Below are 23,267 nucleotides of genomic sequence, written 5' to 3'. Positions count from 1 at the left end.
TTCTACATATTTCCATGAATGTCGCACTTATTATCTGAAATCGGGCCCATTTAATCCGTTTTCAACGCCACCATTATTTGCCATGCCTGCATAAGCTGCAGAAGCATAGTACGCCTCAAATCCTGAGTGTTCTGTCTCGGTGTCTGCAGCCATCGTCATAAATGGCATTGTCATTGCCGCTAAAGCAGTCAGAATGGGCGCCGAGCGGAAATGAGGTTTTCCAAAACCCAACCATTGCCGCTGTTTTATTTCCTTCATTTTTTCTCTCCTACGCGTTAAACGCTTATGTCGCAATTTACCATTGACCGGCCAACATCTCCGTATAAGAAGAACACCGTGATAAATTACTCCGTTATTGACTTAAATATATAAATCAAGTCGCATATAAGATAGCACCGAATAAAAAAACCCTGATATGGATTTTATTTTTTTGTTAGTTCGGTTCATATTTTTTAAAAATGAAAGATGAGTTTGTGATCTTATCTCTGAACTGGGCGTTTAAATTAATGCACTCTAAATATCATGTACTAAAATTGCTCGATTTATTTCATTTTTATTTAATAAAAATGAACCACTCACTATTATTTTTGTAATTTTTAAATATTTAATTGAAGAAAACAGAACAGTGAAAACCCTAAAAATAAAAACCAAGCAACTGATTATTAAGGTAAAATTATATTTTAGATTGATTTTTTAAAACTGTAAGATTATTACTTTTTTTGATTGATTAGTTACAAGATTAGCGTACGCCTTATCTTATTTTAAATAAAAACAAGATTCATACTGATAAAGCAGATAAGGAGCACTGGGTTGATCTCTATTTATAAAAAATGTTCTCTTCGTAAAGGAAAATATTCCGCTCATCATACGGTAAAAAGCTAACTACGATGAATTTTTCTTAAACAAAGTCTCCTCAAAAGTTATGCGGCTTTCTTCTGACAAGCCCCACTTTTAAGACAACCACAATTGTTAAAATATGGATGAGTTTATAAGTCCTAACCGTGAACAATGTCCACTCAGAAAATCAGGCGCTACCTCTTGGGTCAACACACTATCATTGACCGAAGTGTTAACGCCCACCAGCTTATTCGGTTACTGATTCACAGCAGACGATTGTTTCTCGACTAAAGGCTCCACACTGTCCGCCGGTGCCGATATCTGCTCCTGATGCTTAGGTTGGTCATCAGCCGAAGAAAAAAGGTAAGTCAGAAAACCAACACTCACCATATAAAGACTCGCGATTATAATGGTCGTAATCAGTAGGATTTTTTTTAACCACTGCATGATTGTTCTCGTAAAAGTAAATCGATGGCAAACCATATCAAACTGAAGAAAAATTGAAAGTATTTCGTTACCAGAAAATCCATATAAGTTAAGTCTTAGTATTATTTCCTGACGGTTATATATCCTTCTCTTAACTAGATGACGGAAAAGGAAACCAATCCCCCTTAATCTCTAACATAGATTGCAATAATGTCTTTTAAGTAGTGGGTCAAAGTAGAGATATCACCTCCAGTACCTGCCAATGTGCCAAAACATGGTGCCATTAACGTTCAATTATTCTTTCCATCTAAAACCCAAAAAACCGAAAATACACACCCAATGCAACATTAAAAATAACCCATGTGAAAGGGGATTCGTTTACTTACGTTCAATGCGATAGAACAGGAATATATATTTTTCCTTGAATAACGGTGACAGCACAGACAATGAGCGTGATCCGTCATTGGCTCATCGCTTTGTGGTTATATAGCTCCCTCCAAGTCGATAATTGAAAACCGTTTCACTGCAACTTATCCAATTTCTCGAACCACTAAACCACAATGTGTAGATCCATCGTCAGCACTTAAATCCAAGTCTTGTCGCTTCACTGTCAAAGCTGGGTGGTCTTTAATCACCTTCTGACGATCCCACTGAGTACTGGTCTTTAAGTCGTATTGGTCATAGATCAGTTCAGTCCCTCCGTATCCTCACTGTTGTGTACCCTCTATACGCATTTAGTTTGTTTAATTCAAAGCAGCACCAAAGTTCAGACGTCTTGCAAGAAGGCAAGCAAATGCTTCAAGTTCCAACTGAAGCCTAGTCATTATTATTTTCTCTATGTAATCAATAACTCTTAATCAAACCAAATAAAAAAACACACTTTGTGCATCTTTTTGCTACATATATGCAACCTTTTGCTATAGTTGTTCTAGCTATTGTACATTTTTTAACCACATGTATTTTCATGCCTGTATCAATAGCGTGGAGAACGACCTTTTAAAAAGTCGTCCACAGAAACATTCGCAAACGACAGCAAATTTTTATCGCCTTTGCATAACATTTTGTATGGTTTGAGCATTCGAAACGAAGCTGTGAACCAGACAGATACGATAGAAAACAGCGTGTTAGCTAATGAACTGTTTGTAGTACGTGGAAGAGCGGCCGGTTAAAAAGTCAAAATCCAAACGTCAGTTGGTTTACCAAAAAATTGTTTAATTGGAATACAAAACAATAAGGAGACACCACCATGAAAGACAATCATAAAATCAAAGTCACCTCAATCATGTATATGATAGTACTGATGCTGATGGCAGCCGGAATCAAAGGAGCCTTTGCTGAAAATGCGATTATCAATGGCACGTATTCTTTGATCGTTACCCAAAGTGGCAAAGCGCTAGACACCTCTCAGTGGGGCACTATAGACGGTACCGACATTACTCTGAATGACTATTAGGGCGGTGAATCCCAGAAATTCATCATTACTCCCGTCGACGGAATCTGGCACCGGATTACACCAGTTATCGCACCAGACCAAGCGTTCGACGTATCCAAATGTAGCCCGAGTGTCGGTGCCAATATCCAGACATGGAGCTATGAGGGTGGCGCCTGCCAACAGTTCCGATTTGCTGAAACCGGAAACGGCAATTATCAGATTATTACCCGCGGTACAGACATGAGCCTGAGGGTGAATAATTTATCCGAGGAAAACGATACCAACGTCATGCAGTCGACCACCACTGGCAAGGAAGATCAGATATTTACACTGCGCCGTCACGCCGAGAACCACATTAGTGGTAATTGCCCAGATGGCGCGATCTGTCGTGATGAAGAAGCCCCCGGCTTATACGACGGAAAAGGCCCCTATACTGTCAGATCATACGAGCTTCCCGGTTCCTATGTCACCTTACCGGCCACCGCCAAGGTATATTATCCCGCCGATGCAGAACCCCCCTATTCAGGCATCGTATTCTGCCCACCGTTTATGACCAAACAGACCGCTTTTGCGGCTTGGGGCCCTTGGTTTGCCTCTCACGGTATGGTTCTTGTCACCATGGATACCACCACCATTTTTGACCAAGTCACGGCTCGTGACAATCAGCAATGGCGAGTCGTTAAGGCCCTGAGAAAAGAAAACACCCGTTTGGGCAGCCCTCTTAGAGGTAAGCTGGATACAGACAAAATCGGAATCATGGGATGGTCCATGGGTGGAGGAGCCTCTTGGATTAATGCGGGTAAACACAGAGACGAACTCGCAACAGTGATAAGCCTTGCTGGCCACAACATGACCGCCTGGTATAACACTGATATCTATTCTTTTTATTCGGCAGAAGAGCTTCTTGATGCCGCTTATGCCAGTGGCCGATTGATTAAAATCCCAGCCTTGTTACTTAATGGTGCCCTAGATACCAGTATTCTCGGCGGTCTGGGTCAATCAGATGGTGTATACCGATCAATTTCTTCAAACACCCCCAAAATTCTAGGCGTATTAGGTCTTCGTGGCCATTTTGCCTGGGGTTATCCTACTCAGGCAGGTCGAGGTGTCGCTGCGCTCGTGCTCGCGTTTGAAAAAACCTTTTTGGACGGCGATACACGGTGGGCTCCTTATATACAAAAACCCTCAGCCCTCATGACAAAATGGAGAACATCGGATCTGCCATAATATATACGGTAAAACCCAAGCATAACAATCAAGGCTATCGGCCCATCATGCCGGCAGCCTTTTTTGTTGGCCCCCTATCTAGGACACACGCCCAACCGAAAGCGAAAGCCTATAGAAAAATCAAACCAACCCTCGTCACATTCCTCTACACACCATTAAAATAACACGTACGAATGGGGACTCGCTTAATGACGTTCACTGCGATAGAACAGGAATATGCATTGTTCCTTGAATAACAGTGACAGCAGAACCAATGAGTGTGATCCGTCCATTTGATGACCGCTTTGTGGTTATATGGCCACCCCGACTGGATGCTTGAAAACCGTTTAATTGCAGTTTCCCCAACTTCTCCGACCAATAAACCGCTAAAGCACAATGTGCAGAACCGGTGACTGGGTCTTCATTGACACCAACCCAAGGCGCAAAATATCTCGATATAAAGTCGACGCCCTCATGGTTTGAACGGGCCGTCACCAATACACCGCGTCCTTTTATTTGCTTCAAGGCAGCGAAATTTGGCTGTAGATTCTGGACGGTTTCTTCGCTCGTCACCTCAATAAATGTTTTCGAGTCAAATTCACCAAAGGAACGGACATTCTCTTGTATTAAACCTAAACAGTTTAGTAAGTGATCTGACTCAATAACGTCAAAATTCAGTATCGGTTCTGGAAAATCGAGTTCAATCGTCGCTTCATCAATCCGTGCTGTTAAGGTTCCAGATGCGGTATTGAAGTCGACATGCTCTCCAATTTTTAGTTGGCCTCTTTGTTTAAGTACATGCGCGACCGCAAGCGTACCATGCCCGCACAATGTCACTTCTGATATCGGCGTAAACCATCTCAAACTCATATCTGACAGCACTAAAAACGCCGTTTCAGACACAGCCATCTCCTCCGCTATTGACATCATCGTGCGCTCACTCAGCGCATGGGTAGTGATACACACACCTGCGGGGTTCCCTTTAAAAACGTCATTGGTAAACGCGTCGACCTGATAGATGTCTACATTCATTTGAGCTTCTCATTTGTTGATTTGTGAACAAGCGTACCGTTTATATGCTTGATGATGATGGTAGCGAGTATTTCCAACGCCTCGATTCTTTCTGGAAGTAATTCAAAAGAAGCATTGAGACGGATGCAATGTCGATACTGCTCAGTTAAATCGAACATTTTCCCAGGAGCAATACTGACATTCTTTTGCAACATCTCTCGATATATCAACATGGCATCGCTACCTTGAGGTAATTCTAACCACAGAAAATAGCCGCCTTTCTGATTAACAACGTTGACATTATCAGGTAACAGAGAACCGAGAAAACTCGCCATCTTATTTTTACGTTCATGCAGTTTTTTACGCAACTGCTTGAGGTGAGATTCATAATTACGATGGGTTAAATATTGCACCAAGGCCATCTGCACTGGGGCACTGGTCGCTAAGGTACTCATTAGTTGGAGTTTCTGAATATCAAATGATCGCTTACCTGCCACCACCCAACCAATACGCAAACCAGCAACCAGCGATTTTGAAAAAGACGAGCACAGCATGACACTCCCTGTTTGATCGTACATTTTCATCGAACTAACGGGTTCCTCGCCCTCATAGAGTTCGCTATATACATCGTCTTCAATTAACGATACTTCGTAGCGCTGCAACAGTTCGACAATCTGTTTTTTCTTTTCATCCGATAATGTAAAACCCAAAGGATTTTGATGATTGGACATCAACCAACACGCTTTTACATCATGAGTCTGCAAAGCACGTTCCAACGAGTCCAAATCAATGCCTGAAATGGGGTCAGTGCGCACAGACAGAGCTTTCAATCCGAGTCTCTGTAAGGATTGTAATGCCCCGTAAAAGGTGGGCGATTCAACGACAACACAATCACCAGGCTGCGTGCATGCTTGTAGACTGAGGTTTAATGCTTCCAACGCTCCTGCCGTAATCACAATTTCATCTAGGGATATCTCAATGCCTCTTGCCGCATAACGTTTAGCTATGATTGAACGTAACTGTTCATTCCCCGGCGGGAGGTTATTAAATGCATTGGAAGTCTGCATATTGAGGGCGGCCGTCGATAAAGCTCGATTAATATGATAACGCGGATACAAATCGGGACAAGGATAGGCAAAGCCAAAGTTGACTAATGAATTGTTCGTCCCAGCCTGAAGCACATCAAAGATAAATTCATTAATATCGACACTTTCAGTGCGAGCAACCGCAACCTGAGTCTGCTCTTGCTTTTTCAAGCCAGGAGCAACTTTGTAGCCAGAACGTGCCTGAGAAATAATCCAACCTTGTGACTCTAACAATTGGTATGCATGTAGCACCGTCATCAAACTCATGCCAGAGTGCTTCGCTTGCTTTCTCAGTGAAGGCAACTTATCACCCGAGTTCCAAATGCCCGACTGGATCTGTCGTTTCAATTGATCTACTAAATTCTGATACTTAGCCATATTTACCCTCGAATAACACCACCACTCCGACCAAACAATAACACTTTATATATTCATCTGTTATACAATAGTCGTCCTTTTTTGTATCTACTTTCCTATTGATTAGAGCTTTATTATGGCGCCAATCACTATTTTAAAGCTCAAAGGAAGTTTATGTTCGGTCTCGATGCCTATATGCTGGCGAGGATACAGTTTGCTTTTACTGTATCTTTTCACATTATTTTTCCTGCAATCACCATTGGTTTAGCAACCTACCTAGCCGTATTGGAAGGGTTATGGCTCAAAACACGCAACTCCGATTACAAGGTGCTGTACCATTTCTGGTCTAAGATTTTTGCCGTGAATTTTGGTATGGGCGTGGTGTCTGGTTTAGTCATGGCTTACCAATTTGGCACCAACTGGAGTGGCTTCTCTGATTTCGCGGGAAGTATCACCGGTCCACTGCTGACGTATGAAGTGTTGACCGCATTTTTCCTTGAAGCCGGGTTTCTTGGCGTCATGCTTTTTGGCTGGAATCGTGTGGGGGAAAAATTGCATTTCTTTGCCACCTCCATGGTTGCCCTAGGCACCATTATTTCCACTTTTTGGATCCTCGCGTCAAACAGTTGGATGCAAACCCCACAAGGCTATGACATCGTCGATGGGCGCGTCGTCCCTGTTGATTGGTTCGCGATTGTCTTTAACCCTTCTTTTCCTTATCGCCTTGCGCATATGGGAGTGGCTGCCTTTTTGAGTACCGCCCTTTTTGTCGGCGCATCCGCCGCGTGGCATCTGCTTAAGGGCAATCGTAGCTCATCGGTCAAAAAAATGTTTTCCATGTCACTCTGGATGTTACTCATCGTGGCTCCCATTCAAGCCCTTGTGGGGGATATGCACGGCTTAAATACCTTAGAATATCAACCAGCTAAAATTGCTGCCATCGAAGGTCACTGGTCGAATAAGAATGGTGAACCGACACCGCTCATTCTGTTCGGTATGCCAAATATGGAGACAGAAACCACCGACTATGCTGTCGAAATCCCCGTATTAGGAAGTCTCATTCTGCGCCATAGCTTGACCGAGCCAATCCCGGCACTAAAAGATTTTCCCAAAGATGAACGCCCCAACTCTTCTATCATTTTTTGGTCGTTCCGAGTCATGGTCGGTCTTGGGTTGCTGATGATTTTCCAAGGTGTATACAGCGTATGGTTACGCCGTCAACACGCACTTTATAGCCAACGTTGGTATCTGAGGTTTTCACTTCTCATGGGGCCTGCGGGACTTATTGCCATTCTCGCCGGATGGTTTACAACTGAAATTGGTCGCCAACCATGGGTGGTCTATGGATTAAAACGGACTCGTGATGCCGTCTCCGCACATGGTGATCTGCAAATGAGTATCAGCTTAATTGGCTTCTTTGTGGTGTATAGCATGGTCTTTGGTTTTGGCTACTACTACATGATCAGAAAAATTAAACAAGGCCCGCAAACAATTGATCATGAAGAGCACGACATGAATACGATTTCTGGTCGTATCTAACATCCCGCTATGACACAACGAAGGTAAAAGATATGAGTTTTGACTTATCCGTAATATGGTTCTCAATCATCGTCTTCGCCACACTCATGTATATCGTGATGGATGGCTTTGATCTGGGAATTGGTATACTGATGCCATTTACAAAAAACGACAAACATCGAGATGTCATGGTGAATACCGTGGCACCGGTATGGGATGGTAATGAAACCTGGCTGGTACTTGGCGGAGCGGCGCTTTTTGGGGCTTTTCCCCTTGCCTACTCGGTGATTATCGAAGCATTAACGATCCCTTTATCATTGATGTTGATTGCCTTGATTTTCCGTGGTGTGGCCTTTGAGTTCCGTTTTAAATCTGTCGACCATCACCTCAAATTTTGGAACCGGTCTTTTATGATAGGCTCTATCTGTGCCACGTTTTTCCAAGGCGTGGTGGTTGGCTCTGTCATTCAAGGGTTTGAAGTAAACCATCGAATATTTGTTGGTGGACAATTGGATTGGATCGCCCCTTTTCCACTGTTTTGTGGACTCGCATTGATCGCGACCTATGCGCTACTAGGCAGCACTTGGTTAGTGATGAAAACCGAGGGACACCTGCAAAAAAGTATGTTTCTTGCGTCCAAAAAAACGTTACTGATCATGCTCTCTGCAATGGCTATCATCAGTATCTGGACTCCTCTGACGTTCCAATCGATCGCTGACCGGTGGTTCTCACTGCCTAATTTGTATTATCTCTTGCCAATCCCTGTGATTACCGGGCTCGTCTGTTTCAACCTCATGCATTCTTTGAAGAAGCAGAGAGAACACAGCCCATTCATCATGGCATTAGTCATTGTTATACTCGGGTTTATCGGCCTTGGTATCAGTATTTGGCCTAACATTATTCCTCCTAATATTTCCATCTGGGAAGCCGCGGCCCCCGCAAGCAGTCAACAATTTATGTTATTCGGTGCCGTGCTGATTATCCCGTTAATACTGGCCTATACCTTCTGGAGCTACTACGTATTTTCAGGAAAGGTCAAAGAAGACGAAGCCTATCACTAAACCCGTATTTAGGAGCTATAGATGAAAGTAAAACGCACTATGAAACAATGGGTCTGGCTGGTGGGGATCTGGGCGGCGAGTGTTCTTGCCCTTGGTATTGTCTCGATGGGATTTCGCTTGCTCATGACAATGGCAGGATTTAAATCCTAGGGCGATGATAAGATTCCGTGAGCGGATGTCTCGTGATACTGAGGTTCACGCCACCACTTATCCGCCAAACAGCCATCAAAAAGGCGGCCTCTCGGTCGCCTTTATCATTTCGCCCATTCGCACGGGTTAAACGGTATTTTATGCATTTGACACGAAAAAGCCCGCTGATAAATCAGCGGGCTTTTCAAATATGGCGGAGAGATAGGGATTTGAACCCTAGAACCGCTATTAACGGTTGCCGGTTTTCAAGACCGGTGCTTTCGACCACTCAGCCATCTCTCCTTTGTTGAGGAGAATAATAGCCAGACTCGATTCGCCTGTAAACCCCTTTCATGTCTGTTTGCGGGTTTTATAATCATTTCTTGTCTTTTTGTATAAAAACAAGACGATAAAAGGTTTTTATCCCCCTTCCCTTACTGAAAAACCAAGGAGAGCAGATATATAAAACTCACCACTTCAAAAGAAATAGTGCGAAATGACTACGTCATTCTCATTATTTGTGTCTATACTTTGTTTATCCAGCCGCCTAAGGCTTTTTACAGCAGACCGTGTGTTCTATTTACTCATGACAAGGAGTCTCGGGTTATAACAACACACTTTATTCTACAAACCAAATACCACGCTCTATTTACCCTATGTACAACTCGGCGTCTATTCTATCACCATCAAAAAGATGGTTATCCAACAGCGGCGTGACAAATCAAATGAACTGCAAGTAATGACAGATTATATTCCCAAAACGACCACAATTAGCCAATCAGAGCTGATCCTTTCATTAACCACGGCATTAGATATGACGGAAGGCCAACCGGTCGAGCATTGTATGCGTTGTTGTTGGGTGGGTATGCATATTGGTCAAGCGTTGCAACTTAACGATCAGCAGTTATATGATTTGTTTTTTACGATTCTATTAAAAGATACGGGATGCAGCAGCAATGCCGCGCGTATTTGCCAGCTGTATGGTAGCGATGAAAGGCAATTAAAACATCGATTTAAAACGCTCGACCCCAGTTTTTCTGGTGCCTTGCATTTTATTCTGAAAAACGCAGGGAACAATCAAAACTGGCATCAACGATTGCGCACCACCTTAGATATTCTCAAAAATGGCTCCCAATATACCAACGAAGTCATTCATACACGATGTACTCGCGGAGCCGATATCGCTCGTCAGTTAGAATTTAACGAAGATGTCGCCATGAGTATTTATAATCTCGATGAGCACTGGGATGGCGGCGGCAATCCACACGGCACAGCTGGCGCGGAGATCCCTCTTTATGCGCGTATTGCATTGATCTCACAAATTATTGATGTATTCCACCACTCACAAGGTAGGAACGCGACGCTTAAGGAACTGCGTAAGCGTTCAGGAACTTGGCTCGATCCCGAGTTAGTAACGATTGCAATAACGCTATTAAAACAAGAAAGCGTGTACCAGCCGCTACTCGCAGACAGTATTAATCAAGAGGTGTTAGCCATAGCACCAGTACAAGCGGCTTACCCCATCAGTGATGATTATTTTGACCGCATTGTCGCGGCATTTGGTTCGATTATCGATGCGAAAAGCCCTTTTACGGCAGGACACAGTGAACGAGTGTCCATGGTCAGTGATATGATTGCACAAGAACTGAATCTCTCAGAGAGCGATCGCGTATGGATTCGTCGTGCGGCTCGCCTACATGATTTAGGAAAATTAGGCGTCAGTAATACGATTTTGGATAAACCGGGTAAACTCACGGCAGACGAGTGGCAACAAATGAAGGAACACGCTCGTTACACCTATGACATTCTTAAATTGATCACGCCTCTAGAGCGCTTTGCTTATGTGGCTGCCGCGCATCACGAAAAACTGGATGGCACTGGCTATCCAAACGGGGTCAAAGCGGATGAAATTTCCCTGATCACCAAGATCATTACAACCGCAGATATTTTTGATGCGATAACAGCGGAGCGACCTTATCGCCCTGCCGTTCCGGTCGCCAAAACATTAGAAAGGTTCAGCGATAGACAAACAATGCTTTGAGGCATTAAAGCGCACTATTGCCAGCCTCGCAGACGATGATGAGCTGTTTGCCATCTCATCCATTACCTCCTCGCCTCTGCTCTAATTGGAATGCGCCAATAAGAATAAGAGCGGCCTATGGTCAATGATCACGCTAGATAGACAGCATACGAAACCACAACTCAGTAAACACCGCGTTGATTTAAAACAAGGATATTGGTCGAGGAATTCGATGGTGATAGTACAAAAGCGCCCCTTATCTCACGATACGGCTTACTTTACTGTAAGTATCAGTAGAGCATAACGCTTGTCCCAATTGCGGATATCGAGAGGAGTCCCACCATGTTTGCATCAATACAAAAAGTAAATCAATGGCTACATCATCCAGATATAGCTAAGCTCATTTTACGAGTCGGATTCGGCGTCCTTTTTCTTTTGCACGGCATTCATAAAGTCGAAGACGGTACCGCGTTCATTCAAGGCTTGTTTGTCGATTTAGGTTTACCCGCCTGGTTTGCCTATGCCGTATACTTAGGCGAAGTGGTCGCACCAATCATGCTCATTGTTGGGGTATTCTCGCGTTTTGCTGGATTGATCATTTTTGGTACTGGTATTGTGGTAATGGGCCTGATGCACCGCGACAACTTTTTCGCCCTCACTGACGTGGGCAGTTGGATTGCAGAAGACATTGCCGTCTATATGATTGCCGCGCTCACCGTGACCTTCTTAGGCTCTGGTAAATATGCGCTCATGCGCGATTAACCAGAGATGCTCCGCAAGCACACCTGACATTAAACCTCGTTTCAAGCCATTGTGCCTTGAGACGAGGTCTTTATTTACCCGGCGACTGACGCCCTCGAGTTGGGCTACGCTTCGCCGTGGTGGCTGATTTGCTACCGCTTGATTTGCCTGAGCGACGCCGTTTAAATGCGGGGCGTTCAACTTTGGGCAGTGACCGCAGCGAGTCGGGAACAGGACTGGTTTTTACCTGTTGCATCAGTTGGCAAATACGCTGTTGCAGCGTATGCATAAACGGCTGATAAGCCTGCTCTCGTTCCACCATCGCCTGAAGCTGATGCTCCCAGTGTGCGGTCATATCGGGATACGTGGATTCACTGGGCAACGCATGCACCAACCCCCGCCCTGCTGGCGTACTCGCAATGACTTTCCCCTGCCGAGATAATAATTGACGTTTGAACAACGTATCTAAGATTCCCGCGCGCGTCGCCTCGGTACCAAGACCATCGGTATCTTTGAGTATTTTCTTTAAATTCTTATCCTCAACAAAACGCGCAATGCCTGTCATGGCTTGTAAGAGTGTGGCTTCGGTGAATGGGCGTGGCGGCTCGGTTTTACGGGCTGCGAGCTCTCCTTCTCGGCAGGTTAATATCGTCCCTTTATCGAGCGCTGGCACCGTATCAATATCACCACTGTCTTCCTCTTGCTTCCCCATCAAGGCTTTCCAGCCTGCACTGACCAGTTGTCTTCCTTTAGCAATAAACACACCACCAGCAATATCAAAAACAAGTTTGGACTCTGCGTACGTCGCAGCGGGATAAAATTGCAGTAAATATTGGCGGGCAATCAGTTGGTACACTTTCATCTCATCCCCCGATAAACCGTTGCCCGTTGTTTGTTTCGGCGTCGGAATTATGGCATGGTGCGCATCCACTTTTTTGTCATTCCATGCTTTAGATTGCAGCGTTAAATCCGCGTCATTCACGGCAGATTGCAATTCACTTGCATTGTTCGCAATGGCTTGCGTCACCTTAGAAACATCGCTTAAGTGCCCTTTAGGTAAGTAGCGGCTATCTGAGCGCGGATAAGTGATCATTTTGTGTTTTTCATACAAACTCTGACACACATCGAGAACTTGCTGGGCACTCAAATGGTAGCGCTTCGCAGCATCAATCTGTAATGAAGAGAGAGAGTAAGGCAAAGGCGGGGCTTGACGAGTTTGCTTTTGCTCCGATTCCGTCACCGTGGCCGGCTGACCTTGGATACGCTTGACCACATTGTCTGCTAACTGACGATTCAATACTCGCCCATCGTCATCTTGCCATGGTCGGCAGGCTTCACTCGGTTTCCAGCGAGCACGGATATCAAAAACCTCTTGCTGCCCTTGGTAAGGGATCAGCGCATCAACCGTAAAGTAGTCTTTAGGAACAAAGTGTTCGATTTCTTCATCGCGACGTACGACAAGCCCTAATACTGGCGTTTGTACTCGTCCAACAGAGAGCACCCCTTGATAGCCAGCTTTTTGCCCAAGTAAGGTATAAGCTCGCGACATATTCATGCCATATAACCAATCAGCACGTGAACGAGCAAGAGCCGAAACAGACAACGGAATAAACTCTCGATTAGAGCGCAATTGACCTAATGCTTTTTTCACCGCGGGTAAATTTAAATCATTGATGAGTAATCGTTCAACGGCCGCTTTCTTGCCCTTTGGTAGCTTGCAATAATCAATCACCTCATCAACGAGCAGCTGCCCTTCACGATCGGGATCGCCTGCATGCACAATTTCATCGGCTTGCTTAACCAGTTTTTTGATCACGGTGAGTTGTTTGCTGGCGGCTTTTCGTGGCCGTAACTGCCACTTTTCAGGAATGATCGGCAAATCATCTAAGTGCCATTTTTTGTAACGTTCGTCATAGCCATCCGGTTCGATTTGCTCTAACAAATGTCCGATACACCACGTCACAATGTCACCGTTTGCACAGGTAATCCAACCTTGGTTCTTTTTCTGCGGTTTCGGTAAGGCATCGGCAATTGCCCGCCCTAAGCTTGGTTTCTCAGCAATAAACAAACGCGACATGTGACTTGGCACTCTTCATAAAAAACTAAGGCCACATTATCGAATGTGGCCTTATAAAATCAAGAAAAACTGTTTTTTTGTACAGTATTAGTCTTCATTTTCGCTTGCGTTACGGGCTGCGGCTTCTTCGATCAAGGTTTTTAGTTCACCTTTCTGGAACATTTCCAAAATGATGTCACAACCACCAATCAACTCACCTTCAACCCACAGCTGTGGAAAGGTTGGCCACTGTGCATAAACTGGTAACTCAGCACGGATGTCCGGATTTTGCAGGATGTCTACGTAAGCAAATTTCTCACCACACGCCATCAGAGCTTGGCTAGCTTGCGATGAAAAACCACAGCTTGGTAGTTTTGGTGAGCCTTTCATATACAAAAGGATGGCATTCTCAGAGATCTGCTGTTTAATTTTGTCGATGGTTTCCATTGCTTCCTCGATAGATAGGTTTTGTTTATCGCTATATTCTAAATCATTACCACAGAATAAAAAGCCCTCTTTACGTAAGGGCTTTACTTGAACAGGCGGGGTGAGCCCCATGTTGACAATATTTCTGCCAACTTTTCATCAAAGTGACACAATAAGCGCGAATGCTAACATAGTGTGATTTCACAGATTTTATACAGATCAGGCTTTTAATAAAGTAAAAAGTTGCTAAAATGATCTCAGTCAGTCGAAAGACGATTAACCCTAAAGTATGAGCTATACTGTTCGTGCCTAAGGGTAAAACAATAATACTGGAAGCAATCATTGAAAGAGTTCGCTCTTTCCAACATAACTAAATGGAGAAATGAGCAATGGCATTTGAACTACCTGCACTTCCTTTCGCTAAAGATGCGCTAGAACCACATATCTCAAAAGAAACACTTGAGTACCACTACGATAAGCACCACAACACATACGTTGTGAAACTTAACGGTCTAATTCCTGGTACTGAATTTGAAGATAAATCTCTAGAAGAGATCATCAAAACTTCTACTGGTGGCGTATTCAACAATGCAGCTCAAGTATGGAACCACACGTTCTACTGGAACTGTCTTGCACCACAAGCGGGTGGCGAACCAACGGGCGATGTTGCTGACGCTATTAACGCAGCATTCGGTTCTTTCGAAGAATTCAAAACTCAATTTACAAACAATGCAGTAGCGAACTTCGGTTCTGGCTGGACTTGGCTTGTGAAAAAAGCTGACGGTTCTGTTGAAATTGTTAACACATCAAACGCGGCGACCCCTCTCACTGACGACGGTGTTACCCCGCTACTGACTGTTGATGTTTGGGAACACGCTTACTACATCGATTACCGTAATGCACGTCCTAACTACATGGAAGCATTCTGGAACCTAGTTAACTGGGACTTTGTTGCTAAAAACCTAGCAAAATAAGTTTGTTACGTTAACGTCTCGATGATAAAAGCCTGCGTATGCAGGCTTTTTTATGTTCAGCTCCATCCCCTCACTCCCTCTTTTGTGATTAATTAAGGCTTCTCCACTAAAGTTTCTGATAATCAAGCCGTTACTATCGGTAAGCAACGGAGAACCTCATGCAAGTACACACTATAGACAAAGCGGCTTTAATCAACGAGTTGACCGTCGGTAATGGGATAAACCATGCTGTACATCAACGGCGTCGTGCCGATTTTGCGTTGATGCTTGCGATGTTTTCCGGTGATGTCCGAGACAATACCCCGGTCGAAAAAGTTGACGATATCGTGACCACGGACGACTTACTCCGTCAACGTTTTCAATTGCAACCACCACAAGCATTGCGCAATGATCAAAGCTCTTATGCCATTGCGGAAGCGCAAGCGACTCTCTTTCACGGCAGTGGATTAGCCAGTGCCAAGCTGAGCCATTATTTGCGACCCGATGCACTCACCTATTTACCGGAAGACACCCACAATCTTCCTGAAGAGGTGTATCATAATTTATCCGGTCATGATCGGCGCCACCTCGCTGAACGCGAACCCACTAAAAGCCTTCCTGCCGATTTATATCAACAGTTGAATACTGCGATGCGCTGTGACCAACTGCGCGCTCAAGTGTAAGACCCTAATTTCATTAATGTTATAAATAGCTGTGCCACCCCTCACTTTGACACCTTAAAATATGAACGAATGAATTTATTTGACCAATTTCACACCGCTGAAGTCGGTAATTGCGCATGCTACATCTATCAACAAACGCAGGTATGCGTTCAAGTGACTGACAAGGATGCCATTTATGAAAATACAAGGGGCTGTGGTACTGATAACCTCAGCAGGTTCGGCGATGGGACGAATGTTAAGTCAGCATTACGCGGAGCTAGGAGCAAAGTTGGTGCTTTGTGATCACCAACCTCATTTACTTGAAGAGACGCATACCCTATGCAATGCTCTCAAAGCATCGACAATCTCATATACGCTTTCGACCACCCCAACCGATGATGTCGATGCCTTATTAGAATATATCGAGCAGACCTATCAACAAGCTCCGGATATCCTAATCAATCACTGGCCCAACAGCGCGCCGCCTTCTCTGCTGCTCGCTTCAGAGCACATTAATGCCTGCTTGACCCAGTGGGGGCGAATGACAAACAACTTTTTTGTTTTTGGACAGCGCTGTGCGCAGCGAATGCGCCAATCCAGTCACCCAGGCGTGATTATTAATACGGTATCATTTAATCGAGTGAATGATGAGCATGCCATGGAAAGTACCAATGCCATGTTGATGGGCTTTACTCAAAGCTGGGCAAAAGAGTTACTGCCCTATCAAATTCGGGTTGGCGGGGTAATTCCGCACAGTCAAAGCAAACACGGTCAACACCATGACTATGCAGAACTCACTCGCCACACCGAATACATTGTGGCGAATGATTATTTTAGCGGGCGAGTCGTGACGACTTAAACCACTACGCGCTTAGTATCGTTCAAGATAATCGTCCATTTTGGCTTCTTCAGCCGCATTGTAGTCATCCTTGGTCACTTGCGCTTTGAAATCCAAGTGCTGCATATAAGCATCACGAGTAAATAAGTAAGGATCAGGTGAGTCTTCCAGCATAGGCTCTTGCGAAATCAATGACGCGCGACTTTCCAGCCCTTGAAAGACAAACTTCCCTAATGAGGTCCAGATGTTGATGTAGGACAGCGGAAAATAAGAGGAATCGACGACATCGGTAGAATCTCTTAACGCATAAGGCCCTGCCCCTGGCAGCATCACATAAGGGCCTTTACCCACACCGTAATGACCAATCGCGTCGCCAAATTGGCGGTCACTTTCTTTTTCAATCCCCGCAGCAGACGCCACATCAAATAAGCCTAACACACCAAAAGTCGTATTGATCCAAAAACGGTTAAAGTGATTGAGTGCCTGCTTACCATTTCCCATGATGATGTTATTGATCATACTCGATGGTTCATCGAGGTTACCAAAGAAATTCGAAATATTACTGCGAATAGGCTTAGGCACATAATCAACATAGGCAACCGACGTTGGGCGCAAAACGTAGGGATCCAAATAGTTGTAATTAAAATCCCACATCGTTCGGTTAAAGCCTTCCAAAGGATCACTGATGTTACTGTGAGAATCGGCGCTCTCATTATTCGGTGTCGAACTGCATCCGGCTAACGCCAATAACACGCCGAAGAAAGCGATATGAATGAAGCGATTAATCATAATTTTTCCGTTTTTATAGGCTTATTTTGCCTATTAAGTTAAGACAACTGACGATGACTATTATTTCTGTTTTGTTAACGCAATATCGACGGCATCTCCCATTGATAATGGCTGGCTTTGTCCAATCCAGTTCCCCGAATTGGTTGACACATCCCCATCCAAATCAATGCGCACTTTAACAATGACATGTTTCTGCTGAGATAAACGACGTTGCGGTACCAAATTATTATTATCCGTTAAGACCACATGGTGTGGGAACGGTTGTTTCGTATATTTTGCAGCCGCAACAGGCATTGGATTTCCATCATCAGACAGCACCGAAACAATCAGCGCTGCGCCTTCAGGAAAAGACAAGGACGAAGGAAAATCAATGTTAACAGGAACACTGACCGATAAGTCGTTATCCATGCGGACAGTCGCATTGTCGATATTCTGTGCAATACTAGCATAACGAGGATCATCTGAGGCAAGAGATTGTTGCATCTGCTTCCAGTACTTAATGGCCGTCGTATAATGCTGGTGTTGATAGGCATCGTACGCTAATAAAGAATACATCCTTAGATCACCTTTATCTTGCTCAATGCTCTGCTGTAACAAGAGACGACCTTTAGCTTGTGCAGCCTTATCGGAGCTTAAAATTAATACTTGAGCGTAATCAAGCTCATAGCGGATATTATCGGGCTGTAATTGATACGCTTTTTCTAACGCCCCTAGCGCGGTACGACTATCTTGACCGGAAACCGCCACATGCCCGAGTAAATTCCATCCCTGAGCTTGCTCGGGGTGATGGTAAAGCTTGGTACGTAACCCTAAAATCAAATCTTGCATCTTTTCTTGACTAACCTGACCTTGCGCGGCTCTCAGTTGTGCAGGGATTTGTTCTATATTGGCGTTTATTGACTGCCAATGGGCGAGTTGGGGGTAACTCCCTACATACGCATAAATACTATAACTAGCGCCAACCATTACGATAAGCACAGCGAACAATAGGCGCTTAACTGGCCAAGAACGGGCTGTGCCGTCTCGGTGTGTGGCATCAAGCGGCGTCACATCATGGGCCAAGCTGCTTTTTAATTCTTCTACCAACACATCACGGTCATCAATGACGCCTTCGTCTTCTTCGGCTGCGATTTCATGTAAGCGATGGTGATAAAATTCCGCATTTAATTTAGCGCGCTGCTCAGGATCATCGTTGCGTGTTTTTCGAAAAAATGGGTAAGCGACGCAAGCAAATGCTATCGCGATCATCAATATACTAAAGAGCCAAAAGCCAATCATTTATTAAGCTCCTTGTCATTTTCTGCATTACGGATCAATGTATCCACGTAGGCTTGATGAGCCTCATCATTGAACTCCGGTGAATCTGCTTGCGGACTACGACGAGCCCGCACCACTAAAAATATCACGCCACAAAACACGACGAGAATCGGCCCACCCCACAACATGATCGTGCCTGTTGTCACTGGCGGATTATAGGTAATAAACTCACCATAACGTGCGACCATGTAATTGACGATCTCTTGCTTCGATTTGCCCGCTTTCGTCATTGCATAAACTTTATACCGCAAGTCCTTGGCAAGTGCTGCATTGGAATCGGCAATGGAGTTATTTTGGCATTTAGGACAACGTAAGGTATGACTCAATTCTTGAAATTGTTTTTCATGGGCTGGAGAGTCAAATTGATACACATCGATCGCAGCACTCGCTGATAAACTGAACAAAGTCAGTAGCCATGCTAAGAGAAAATACGCTTTCATTGCTCCTCCTGCATTGCGACTAACTTATCATAGACAGGTTTCAATTCCGCTTGCCAGTTCTGCGCATTCACTTCCCCAACATGACGATGACGAATGACACCATGGCGGTCAAGAATAAAGGTTTCTGGGGCGCCATAAACGCCTAAATCCAACCCCAAAGACCCATGCTTATCCAAGATAGACAACAGATAAGGGTCACCGTGTTCCCCAAGCCAAGTAACAGCGGTTTGGCGATCGTCCTTATAATTTAATCCAATGATGGTCACACCTTGGTTGGCAAGCGTATTCAAAAATTGATGCTCGGCTTTACACGTTGGACACCAAGTCGCCCATACATTGAGTAATACGGGAGCGTGCTGTTGTGTAAACAAACGCTGGTCATAGTGTTTTTGCGGATCAAACAGATCGGGCAATGTAAACTCAGGCACCGATTTCCCCACTAATACAGACTCCAATTTGGTCGGTTCATCACCATTAGCGTTATCAAAAAGCTGACCGGCGAAAATACCCACTAGCACCAAGAAAATGATTAACGGTAAGAAAATAATCGCTTTTTTCATGATGTCACTCCTTGACGCTGAAAACGATAACGGCGGTCTGTCACAACAAGCAATCCTCCCAACGCCATCAGCAGTCCACCACTCCATATCCAACGAATAAATGGTTTGTAGTAAATTCGTACCGCCCAGGCTTGGGTATTCTCAATGGGTTCCCCTAAAGCGATATATAAATCACGGGTAAACCCTGTATCCAGCGCCGCCTCAGTCATCATAGAGTTGGAGACGGTATAGCGACGTTTCTGAGCAAAAAGTGTATTGATGACTTTGCCCTCATGACTGATGCTAAATTGCCCTTCGTAACCCTCATAATTTGGCCCTCGTAACCCTTTTAGACCATCAAAACGGAACTGATACCCCAGTAATTGGAAGGTTTGTCCGGGCTCTAAACGTACGTCTTTTTCAACGCTGTAATTCTGCGCCATGGCAATACCAATAATTGAGACAGCCAAACCAAAGTGCGCGATCAACATCGACCAATGACTGCGTTGCACTTTGCTAAGCCCGGTCCAAAAACGGTGACGATGAGTCGCTCTTAAGAAAACTTCGTAACCGTGCAAGACAATAATCCACACCGCCAGTAACCAACCAATGTAGGCCATCGTGCTGAAATGTTGGCCAAGCATCGCTACCGCGCCATACGCCCCAATCACCGCAATCACCGCACTGATAAGGACCGGCTTTATCAATGCTTGCCAACGCCCACGCTTCCAACGCAGTAATGGGCTGACACCAAGCAATAGAGCAAAAGGAATGGCCAGCCATGCAAACATTGAGTTAAAGAAAGGCGCACCAATGGAGACCGAGCCTAATCCAAGTTGTTTATGAACTAGGGGCAAGAGCGTGCCCAGTAGTACGGTACTTAACCCCGCCATCAACAAGATATTATTGGTTAACAACGCACTTTCACGTGAAATCAGATTAAACTGCCCAGCAGAACGAATCTTATGCCCTTTGAACGCAAACAACGTCAACGAGCCACCAATGGCAATCACTAATAAGCTTAAAATGAAGGTACCGCGACTCGGATCCGAGGCAAAAGAATGCACGGACACTAAAATACCCGATCGCACAAGAAAGGTACCCAAAAGGCTAAGTGAGAAAGCAATGATGGCTAACAACACCGTCCAAGCTTTAAACGTGCCACGCTTTTCGCTCACGGCCAATGAATGCAAGAGTGCGGTACCGGCTATCCACGGCATCAGTGATGCATTTTCAACGGGATCCCAAAACCACCAGCCTCCCCAGCCGAGTTCGTAATAGGCCCACCAGGATCCGAGAACAATACCGACCGTAAGAAACATCCATGCTGCGGTCGTCCAAGGACGAGACCAACGAGCCCACACGGTATCGAGTTTGCCTGTCATCAATGCGGCAATGGCGAATGCAAAGGCCACAGAGAATCCCACATAACCGGTATAAAGCATTGGTGGATGAATAATCAGTCCGGGATCTTGCAATAACGGATTGAGATCATGTCCATCCACGGGGAAATACGGCAAAGTCCGCGTAAACGGATCTGAGGTAAAAATAATGAAGGCGAGAAATCCGCTGCAGATCATCCCCATGACCGATAGCACACGTGCTACCGCGTCTTGCGGCAACGCTCGGCTGCCCATGGCAACGGCAATCGTCCATAGGCTTTGAATCCATATCCACAACAATAGTGACCCTTCGTGTGCGCCCCACACCGCAGTGAGACGATAGTACCAAGGTAGCTGGCTATTGGAGTTTTGCGCCACATACGCAAGCGTAAAATCATTCACGTAAAATGCCCATGCTAAGGCAAAAAACGAAAAGGAAATCAACGCGGCCATGCCTAAGGCTAATGGACGAGCGGTATTAATGAGTGCCGCCGATTGGTTTTTAGTCCCCACTAGAGGTAAGACACTCAATAGCACAGCCATGACGGCGGCTAAGATTAATGCAAAATGGCCTAACTCTGAGATCATGGTTGAGATTCCTTACGCTTCTCGGCTTGTGCTTTATTAAAAGCGTCATTCCCTTTCATGGCATCTTCTACGTCAGGGGGCATGTATTTTTCATCATGCTTAGCAAGCACTTCCGCCGCTTTGACTGTATGCGCGTCAACAAGAACACCTTGAGCCACTATGCCCTGCCCTTCACGAAATAAATCCGGCAAGATACCGCGATACTCAACCGTGATATCTGGGCCAATGTCTTTGAGTTTAAAGCGAACGTACAAATTATCAGCATTGCGTTTCACACTACCAGCGACAACAACTCCGCCGACACGTAAACGATCCCCCACTTTGGGAATATGACCATCTCGACCATAAATGATTTGGCTGGGCGTATAAAATAGATTCATATTTTGATTCAGCGCGTAAATCATCAAACTAATGGCAAGCGCAACTGCCACCACAATAACACTGACCACCGCTAAGCGCTTTTTTCGACGAGGGGTCACAATGTATTCTCCATCGCTTTGGCACGTTCAATGCGAGCTTCACGAGCTTGCTGTTGACGCACATCATTTAAGATACGAGTGTGACGAGTCACACTAAGTAGGATTAATATGGCTAAACTCACGAAAGTAATGCCAAACGCACTCCAGACATAGGCGGCGTATCCCCCCATCATGAAAAAATCATGCAAAGAATTAAAAAACACACTTATGCTCCTTTTGATGAGGCGATGGATTTCACCCATTTCCGGTGTCGCTCAATAAACAGCAACTCATTACGAAAACGTATCAACGCTAACGCAGAAAACAATAATGCAAAGGCCAATATATTGATCAGCAGAGGCCAGAGCATATCGGGGGCAATAGAAGGCTTACCGAATTTACTGATCGTTTGTCCCTGATGCAGGGTATTCCACCAGTTAACCGAATAATGAATGATTGGGATATTCACCACGCCGACTAGGGCTAATATGCCTGCGGCATCAACCCCCGACTTATGATCATCAAAAGATTGATATAAGGCAATCACACCAAGATAGAGAAACAACAAAATAAGCTCAGACGTTAAGCGGGCATCCCAAACCCACCACGTGCCCCACATGGGTTTCCCCCAAATAGAGCCTGTAACCAAGGCAATAAAAGTATATACCGCACCAATTGGAGCCATCGCGCGCATCATCACGCTGGCGAGACGTTGCTGCCATACAATACTCACTAATGCACATACCGCCATCGCGACATAAATGCCCATCGACCAAATCGCTGCGGGAACGTGGATATAGATGATCCGAAAACTGTTGCCTTGCTGATAATCCGCTGGTGCGAACGCCAGCCCCCACACAATACCGACCACGAGACTCAGCATCGCTGCTAACATCATCCAAGGAATGAATTTACCAGACAGTTCGTAGGCCCGCTCTGGTTTGGCATACGGATGAAGCCATTTCCACATTGCTGTTCTCCCTGCTCCAAAATTTA

Annotated in this window: 23 protein-coding genes, 1 tRNA gene and 1 pseudogene; 10 read left to right on the top strand and 15 right to left on the bottom strand. The window is 45.0% G+C overall.

The genetic code is table 11. The features are described 5' to 3' along the window. Positions 1-30 precede the first annotated feature (30 nt). Positions 31-258: a hypothetical protein gene (locus EAE30_RS09655; RefSeq protein WP_123015729.1), complete on the bottom strand. Its 228-nt coding sequence runs from the start codon at positions 256-258 to the stop codon at positions 31-33. A gap of 834 nt (positions 259-1,092) precedes the next feature. Beyond that, complete coding sequence (locus EAE30_RS09650; protein ID WP_123015728.1) at positions 1,093-1,284, bottom strand: hypothetical protein; 192 nt, start codon at positions 1,282-1,284, stop codon at positions 1,093-1,095. A gap of 1,225 nt (positions 1,285-2,509) precedes the next feature. Between EAE30_RS09650 and EAE30_RS09645 the strand changes: the two genes are divergently transcribed. Continuing rightward, a complete protein-coding gene (locus EAE30_RS09645; RefSeq protein WP_123015727.1) occupies positions 2,510-2,716 on the top strand; it encodes an RICIN domain-containing protein in 207 nt (68 codons plus the stop codon). A gap of 21 nt (positions 2,717-2,737) precedes the next feature. Further along, entirely contained in the window at positions 2,738-3,922 is a 1,185-nt protein-coding gene (locus EAE30_RS09640; RefSeq protein WP_123015726.1) for a poly(ethylene terephthalate) hydrolase family protein, read from the top strand. A gap of 195 nt (positions 3,923-4,117) precedes the next feature. On the opposite strand, the gene EAE30_RS09635 is transcribed toward EAE30_RS09640, so the two are convergent. Beyond that, positions 4,118-4,933, bottom strand: coding sequence for a PhzF family phenazine biosynthesis protein (locus tag EAE30_RS09635; protein ID WP_123015725.1), 816 nt, complete (start codon positions 4,931-4,933; stop codon positions 4,118-4,120). Next, positions 4,930-6,375: an aminotransferase-like domain-containing protein gene (locus tag EAE30_RS09630; RefSeq protein WP_123015724.1), complete on the bottom strand. Its 1,446-nt coding sequence runs from the start codon at positions 6,373-6,375 to the stop codon at positions 4,930-4,932. Before EAE30_RS09630 ends, EAE30_RS09635 begins: the two co-directional genes overlap by 4 nt. 153 nt (positions 6,376-6,528) lie before the next feature. On the opposite strand from EAE30_RS09630, the gene EAE30_RS09625 reads away from it, so the two are divergent. The 3 genes from EAE30_RS09625 to EAE30_RS09615 are packed head-to-tail and all read left to right on the top strand — an operon-like array spanning position 6,529 to position 9,083. Then, a complete protein-coding gene (locus EAE30_RS09625; RefSeq protein ID WP_123015723.1) occupies positions 6,529-7,893 on the top strand; it encodes a cytochrome ubiquinol oxidase subunit I in 1,365 nt (454 codons plus the stop codon). A gap of 32 nt (positions 7,894-7,925) precedes the next feature. Further along, complete coding sequence (gene cydB, locus EAE30_RS09620; protein ID WP_123015722.1) at positions 7,926-8,933, top strand: cytochrome d ubiquinol oxidase subunit II; 1,008 nt, start codon at positions 7,926-7,928, stop codon at positions 8,931-8,933. A gap of 21 nt (positions 8,934-8,954) precedes the next feature. Next, entirely contained in the window at positions 8,955-9,083 is a 129-nt protein-coding gene (locus EAE30_RS09615; RefSeq protein ID WP_123015721.1) for a DUF2474 domain-containing protein, read from the top strand. A gap of 191 nt (positions 9,084-9,274) precedes the next feature. Here the strand turns inward: EAE30_RS09615 and EAE30_RS09610 are convergent. Continuing rightward, a tRNA-Ser gene (locus EAE30_RS09610) sits at positions 9,275-9,365 on the bottom strand. A 436-nt stretch (positions 9,366-9,801) separates the two neighbouring features. Between EAE30_RS09610 and EAE30_RS09605 the strand changes: the two are divergent. Next, positions 9,802-11,188, top strand: a pseudogene (locus EAE30_RS09605) (HD-GYP domain-containing protein). Between the two features lie 236 nt (positions 11,189-11,424). Further along, positions 11,425-11,844, top strand: a complete 420-nt coding sequence (locus tag EAE30_RS09600; RefSeq protein WP_123015720.1) for a DoxX family protein — start codon at positions 11,425-11,427, stop codon at positions 11,842-11,844. A gap of 70 nt (positions 11,845-11,914) precedes the next feature. On the opposite strand, the gene EAE30_RS09595 is transcribed toward EAE30_RS09600, so the two are convergent. Both EAE30_RS09595 and EAE30_RS09590 read right to left on the bottom strand, forming a co-directional pair. Next, the gene (locus tag EAE30_RS09595; protein ID WP_123015719.1) at positions 11,915-13,900 is read right to left on the bottom strand and encodes a DNA topoisomerase III; all 1,986 of its coding nucleotides are present in this window, start codon (positions 13,898-13,900) and stop codon (positions 11,915-11,917) included. Positions 13,901-13,987: 87 nt separating this feature from the next. After that, positions 13,988-14,326 carry a Grx4 family monothiol glutaredoxin gene (locus tag EAE30_RS09590; protein WP_123017319.1) on the bottom strand — a complete coding sequence of 113 codons (339 nt, stop codon included), beginning with the start codon at positions 14,324-14,326 and terminating at the stop codon, positions 13,988-13,990. A 368-nt stretch (positions 14,327-14,694) separates the two neighbouring features. Between EAE30_RS09590 and sodB the strand changes: the two genes are divergently transcribed. The 3 genes from sodB (at position 14,695) to EAE30_RS09575 (ending at position 16,779) form a co-directional block, all read left to right on the top strand. Next, on the top strand, positions 14,695-15,279 hold the full coding sequence (gene sodB / locus EAE30_RS09585) for a superoxide dismutase [Fe] (protein ID WP_123015718.1): 585 nt from the start codon (positions 14,695-14,697) through the stop codon (positions 15,277-15,279). Positions 15,280-15,437: 158 nt separating this feature from the next. Next, positions 15,438-15,941 carry a VC2046/SO_2500 family protein gene (locus tag EAE30_RS09580; RefSeq protein WP_123015717.1) on the top strand — a complete coding sequence of 168 codons (504 nt, stop codon included), beginning with the start codon at positions 15,438-15,440 and terminating at the stop codon, positions 15,939-15,941. Positions 15,942-16,116: 175 nt separating this feature from the next. Continuing rightward, positions 16,117-16,779, top strand: a complete 663-nt coding sequence (locus EAE30_RS09575) for an SDR family oxidoreductase (RefSeq protein WP_164711821.1) — start codon at positions 16,117-16,119, stop codon at positions 16,777-16,779. Positions 16,780-16,791: 12 nt separating this feature from the next. On the opposite strand, the gene EAE30_RS09570 is transcribed toward EAE30_RS09575, so the two are convergent. Genes EAE30_RS09570 through EAE30_RS09535 form a run of 8 tightly spaced genes read right to left on the bottom strand, consistent with a single transcriptional unit; the run spans position 16,792 to position 23,241 of the window. Next, positions 16,792-17,547 carry an MlaA family lipoprotein gene (locus EAE30_RS09570; protein WP_123015715.1) on the bottom strand — a complete coding sequence of 252 codons (756 nt, stop codon included), beginning with the start codon at positions 17,545-17,547 and terminating at the stop codon, positions 16,792-16,794. A 60-nt stretch (positions 17,548-17,607) separates the two neighbouring features. Next, positions 17,608-18,825: a c-type cytochrome biogenesis protein CcmI gene (gene ccmI / locus EAE30_RS09565; protein WP_123015714.1), complete on the bottom strand. Its 1,218-nt coding sequence runs from the start codon at positions 18,823-18,825 to the stop codon at positions 17,608-17,610. Next, entirely contained in the window at positions 18,822-19,304 is a 483-nt protein-coding gene (locus EAE30_RS09560) for a cytochrome c-type biogenesis protein (RefSeq protein ID WP_123015713.1), read from the bottom strand. Before EAE30_RS09560 ends, ccmI begins: the two co-directional genes overlap by 4 nt. Then, entirely contained in the window at positions 19,301-19,864 is a 564-nt protein-coding gene (locus EAE30_RS09555; RefSeq protein ID WP_123015712.1) for a DsbE family thiol:disulfide interchange protein, read from the bottom strand. Before EAE30_RS09555 ends, EAE30_RS09560 begins: the two co-directional genes overlap by 4 nt. Beyond that, positions 19,861-21,813, bottom strand: coding sequence for a heme lyase CcmF/NrfE family subunit (locus tag EAE30_RS09550; protein ID WP_123015711.1), 1,953 nt, complete (start codon positions 21,811-21,813; stop codon positions 19,861-19,863). The genes EAE30_RS09555 and EAE30_RS09550 overlap by 4 nt, the downstream gene beginning before the upstream one ends. Further along, positions 21,810-22,292, bottom strand: coding sequence for a cytochrome c maturation protein CcmE (ccmE, locus tag EAE30_RS09545; protein ID WP_123015710.1), 483 nt, complete (start codon positions 22,290-22,292; stop codon positions 21,810-21,812). The genes EAE30_RS09550 and ccmE overlap by 4 nt, the downstream gene beginning before the upstream one ends. Then, positions 22,289-22,495 (bottom strand): heme exporter protein CcmD, encoded by a 207-nt coding sequence (ccmD, locus tag EAE30_RS09540; RefSeq protein ID WP_123015709.1) that lies wholly within the window; start codon positions 22,493-22,495, stop codon positions 22,289-22,291. Before ccmD ends, ccmE begins: the two co-directional genes overlap by 4 nt. A gap of 2 nt (positions 22,496-22,497) precedes the next feature. Next, positions 22,498-23,241: a heme ABC transporter permease gene (locus EAE30_RS09535; protein ID WP_123015708.1), complete on the bottom strand. Its 744-nt coding sequence runs from the start codon at positions 23,239-23,241 to the stop codon at positions 22,498-22,500. Positions 23,242-23,267: the final 26 nt, after the last annotated feature.

The organism is Vibrio zhugei (assembly GCF_003716875.1).
In the GTDB taxonomy this organism is placed as follows: domain Bacteria; phylum Pseudomonadota; class Gammaproteobacteria; order Enterobacterales; family Vibrionaceae; genus Vibrio; species Vibrio zhugei.
Note: the sequence above shows the minus strand (reverse complement) of the source record. Positions and strands in the feature narration are given on the sequence as shown.

Excerpts from the sequence above, each read along its gene's own strand:
- EAE30_RS09655 (WP_123015729.1), bottom strand. The coding sequence starts at position 258 with ATGAAGGAAATAAAACAGCGGCAATGGTTGGGTTTTGGAAAACCTCAT.
- EAE30_RS09650 (WP_123015728.1), bottom strand. The coding sequence starts at position 1,284 with ATGCAGTGGTTAAAAAAAATCCTACTGATTACGACCATTATAATCGCG.
- EAE30_RS09645 (WP_123015727.1), top strand. The coding sequence starts at position 2,510 with ATGAAAGACAATCATAAAATCAAAGTCACCTCAATCATGTATATGATA.
- EAE30_RS09635 (WP_123015725.1), bottom strand. The coding sequence starts at position 4,933 with ATGAATGTAGACATCTATCAGGTCGACGCGTTTACCAATGACGTTTTT.
- EAE30_RS09630 (WP_123015724.1), bottom strand. The coding sequence starts at position 6,375 with ATGGCTAAGTATCAGAATTTAGTAGATCAATTGAAACGACAGATCCAG.
- EAE30_RS09625 (WP_123015723.1), top strand. The coding sequence starts at position 6,529 with ATGTTCGGTCTCGATGCCTATATGCTGGCGAGGATACAGTTTGCTTTT.
- cydB (WP_123015722.1), top strand. The coding sequence starts at position 7,926 with ATGAGTTTTGACTTATCCGTAATATGGTTCTCAATCATCGTCTTCGCC.
- EAE30_RS09615 (WP_123015721.1), top strand. The coding sequence starts at position 8,955 with ATGAAAGTAAAACGCACTATGAAACAATGGGTCTGGCTGGTGGGGATC.
- EAE30_RS09600 (WP_123015720.1), top strand. The coding sequence starts at position 11,425 with ATGTTTGCATCAATACAAAAAGTAAATCAATGGCTACATCATCCAGAT.
- EAE30_RS09595 (WP_123015719.1), bottom strand. The coding sequence starts at position 13,900 with ATGTCGCGTTTGTTTATTGCTGAGAAACCAAGCTTAGGGCGGGCAATT.
- EAE30_RS09590 (WP_123017319.1), bottom strand. The coding sequence starts at position 14,326 with ATGGAAACCATCGACAAAATTAAACAGCAGATCTCTGAGAATGCCATC.
- sodB (WP_123015718.1), top strand. The coding sequence starts at position 14,695 with ATGGCATTTGAACTACCTGCACTTCCTTTCGCTAAAGATGCGCTAGAA.
- EAE30_RS09580 (WP_123015717.1), top strand. The coding sequence starts at position 15,438 with ATGCAAGTACACACTATAGACAAAGCGGCTTTAATCAACGAGTTGACC.
- EAE30_RS09575 (WP_164711821.1), top strand. The coding sequence starts at position 16,117 with ATGAAAATACAAGGGGCTGTGGTACTGATAACCTCAGCAGGTTCGGCG.
- EAE30_RS09570 (WP_123015715.1), bottom strand. The coding sequence starts at position 17,547 with ATGATTAATCGCTTCATTCATATCGCTTTCTTCGGCGTGTTATTGGCG.
- ccmI (WP_123015714.1), bottom strand. The coding sequence starts at position 18,825 with ATGATTGGCTTTTGGCTCTTTAGTATATTGATGATCGCGATAGCATTT.
- EAE30_RS09560 (WP_123015713.1), bottom strand. The coding sequence starts at position 19,304 with ATGAAAGCGTATTTTCTCTTAGCATGGCTACTGACTTTGTTCAGTTTA.
- EAE30_RS09555 (WP_123015712.1), bottom strand. The coding sequence starts at position 19,864 with ATGAAAAAAGCGATTATTTTCTTACCGTTAATCATTTTCTTGGTGCTA.
- EAE30_RS09550 (WP_123015711.1), bottom strand. The coding sequence starts at position 21,813 with ATGATCTCAGAGTTAGGCCATTTTGCATTAATCTTAGCCGCCGTCATG.
- EAE30_RS09535 (WP_123015708.1), bottom strand. The coding sequence starts at position 23,241 with ATGTGGAAATGGCTTCATCCGTATGCCAAACCAGAGCGGGCCTACGAA.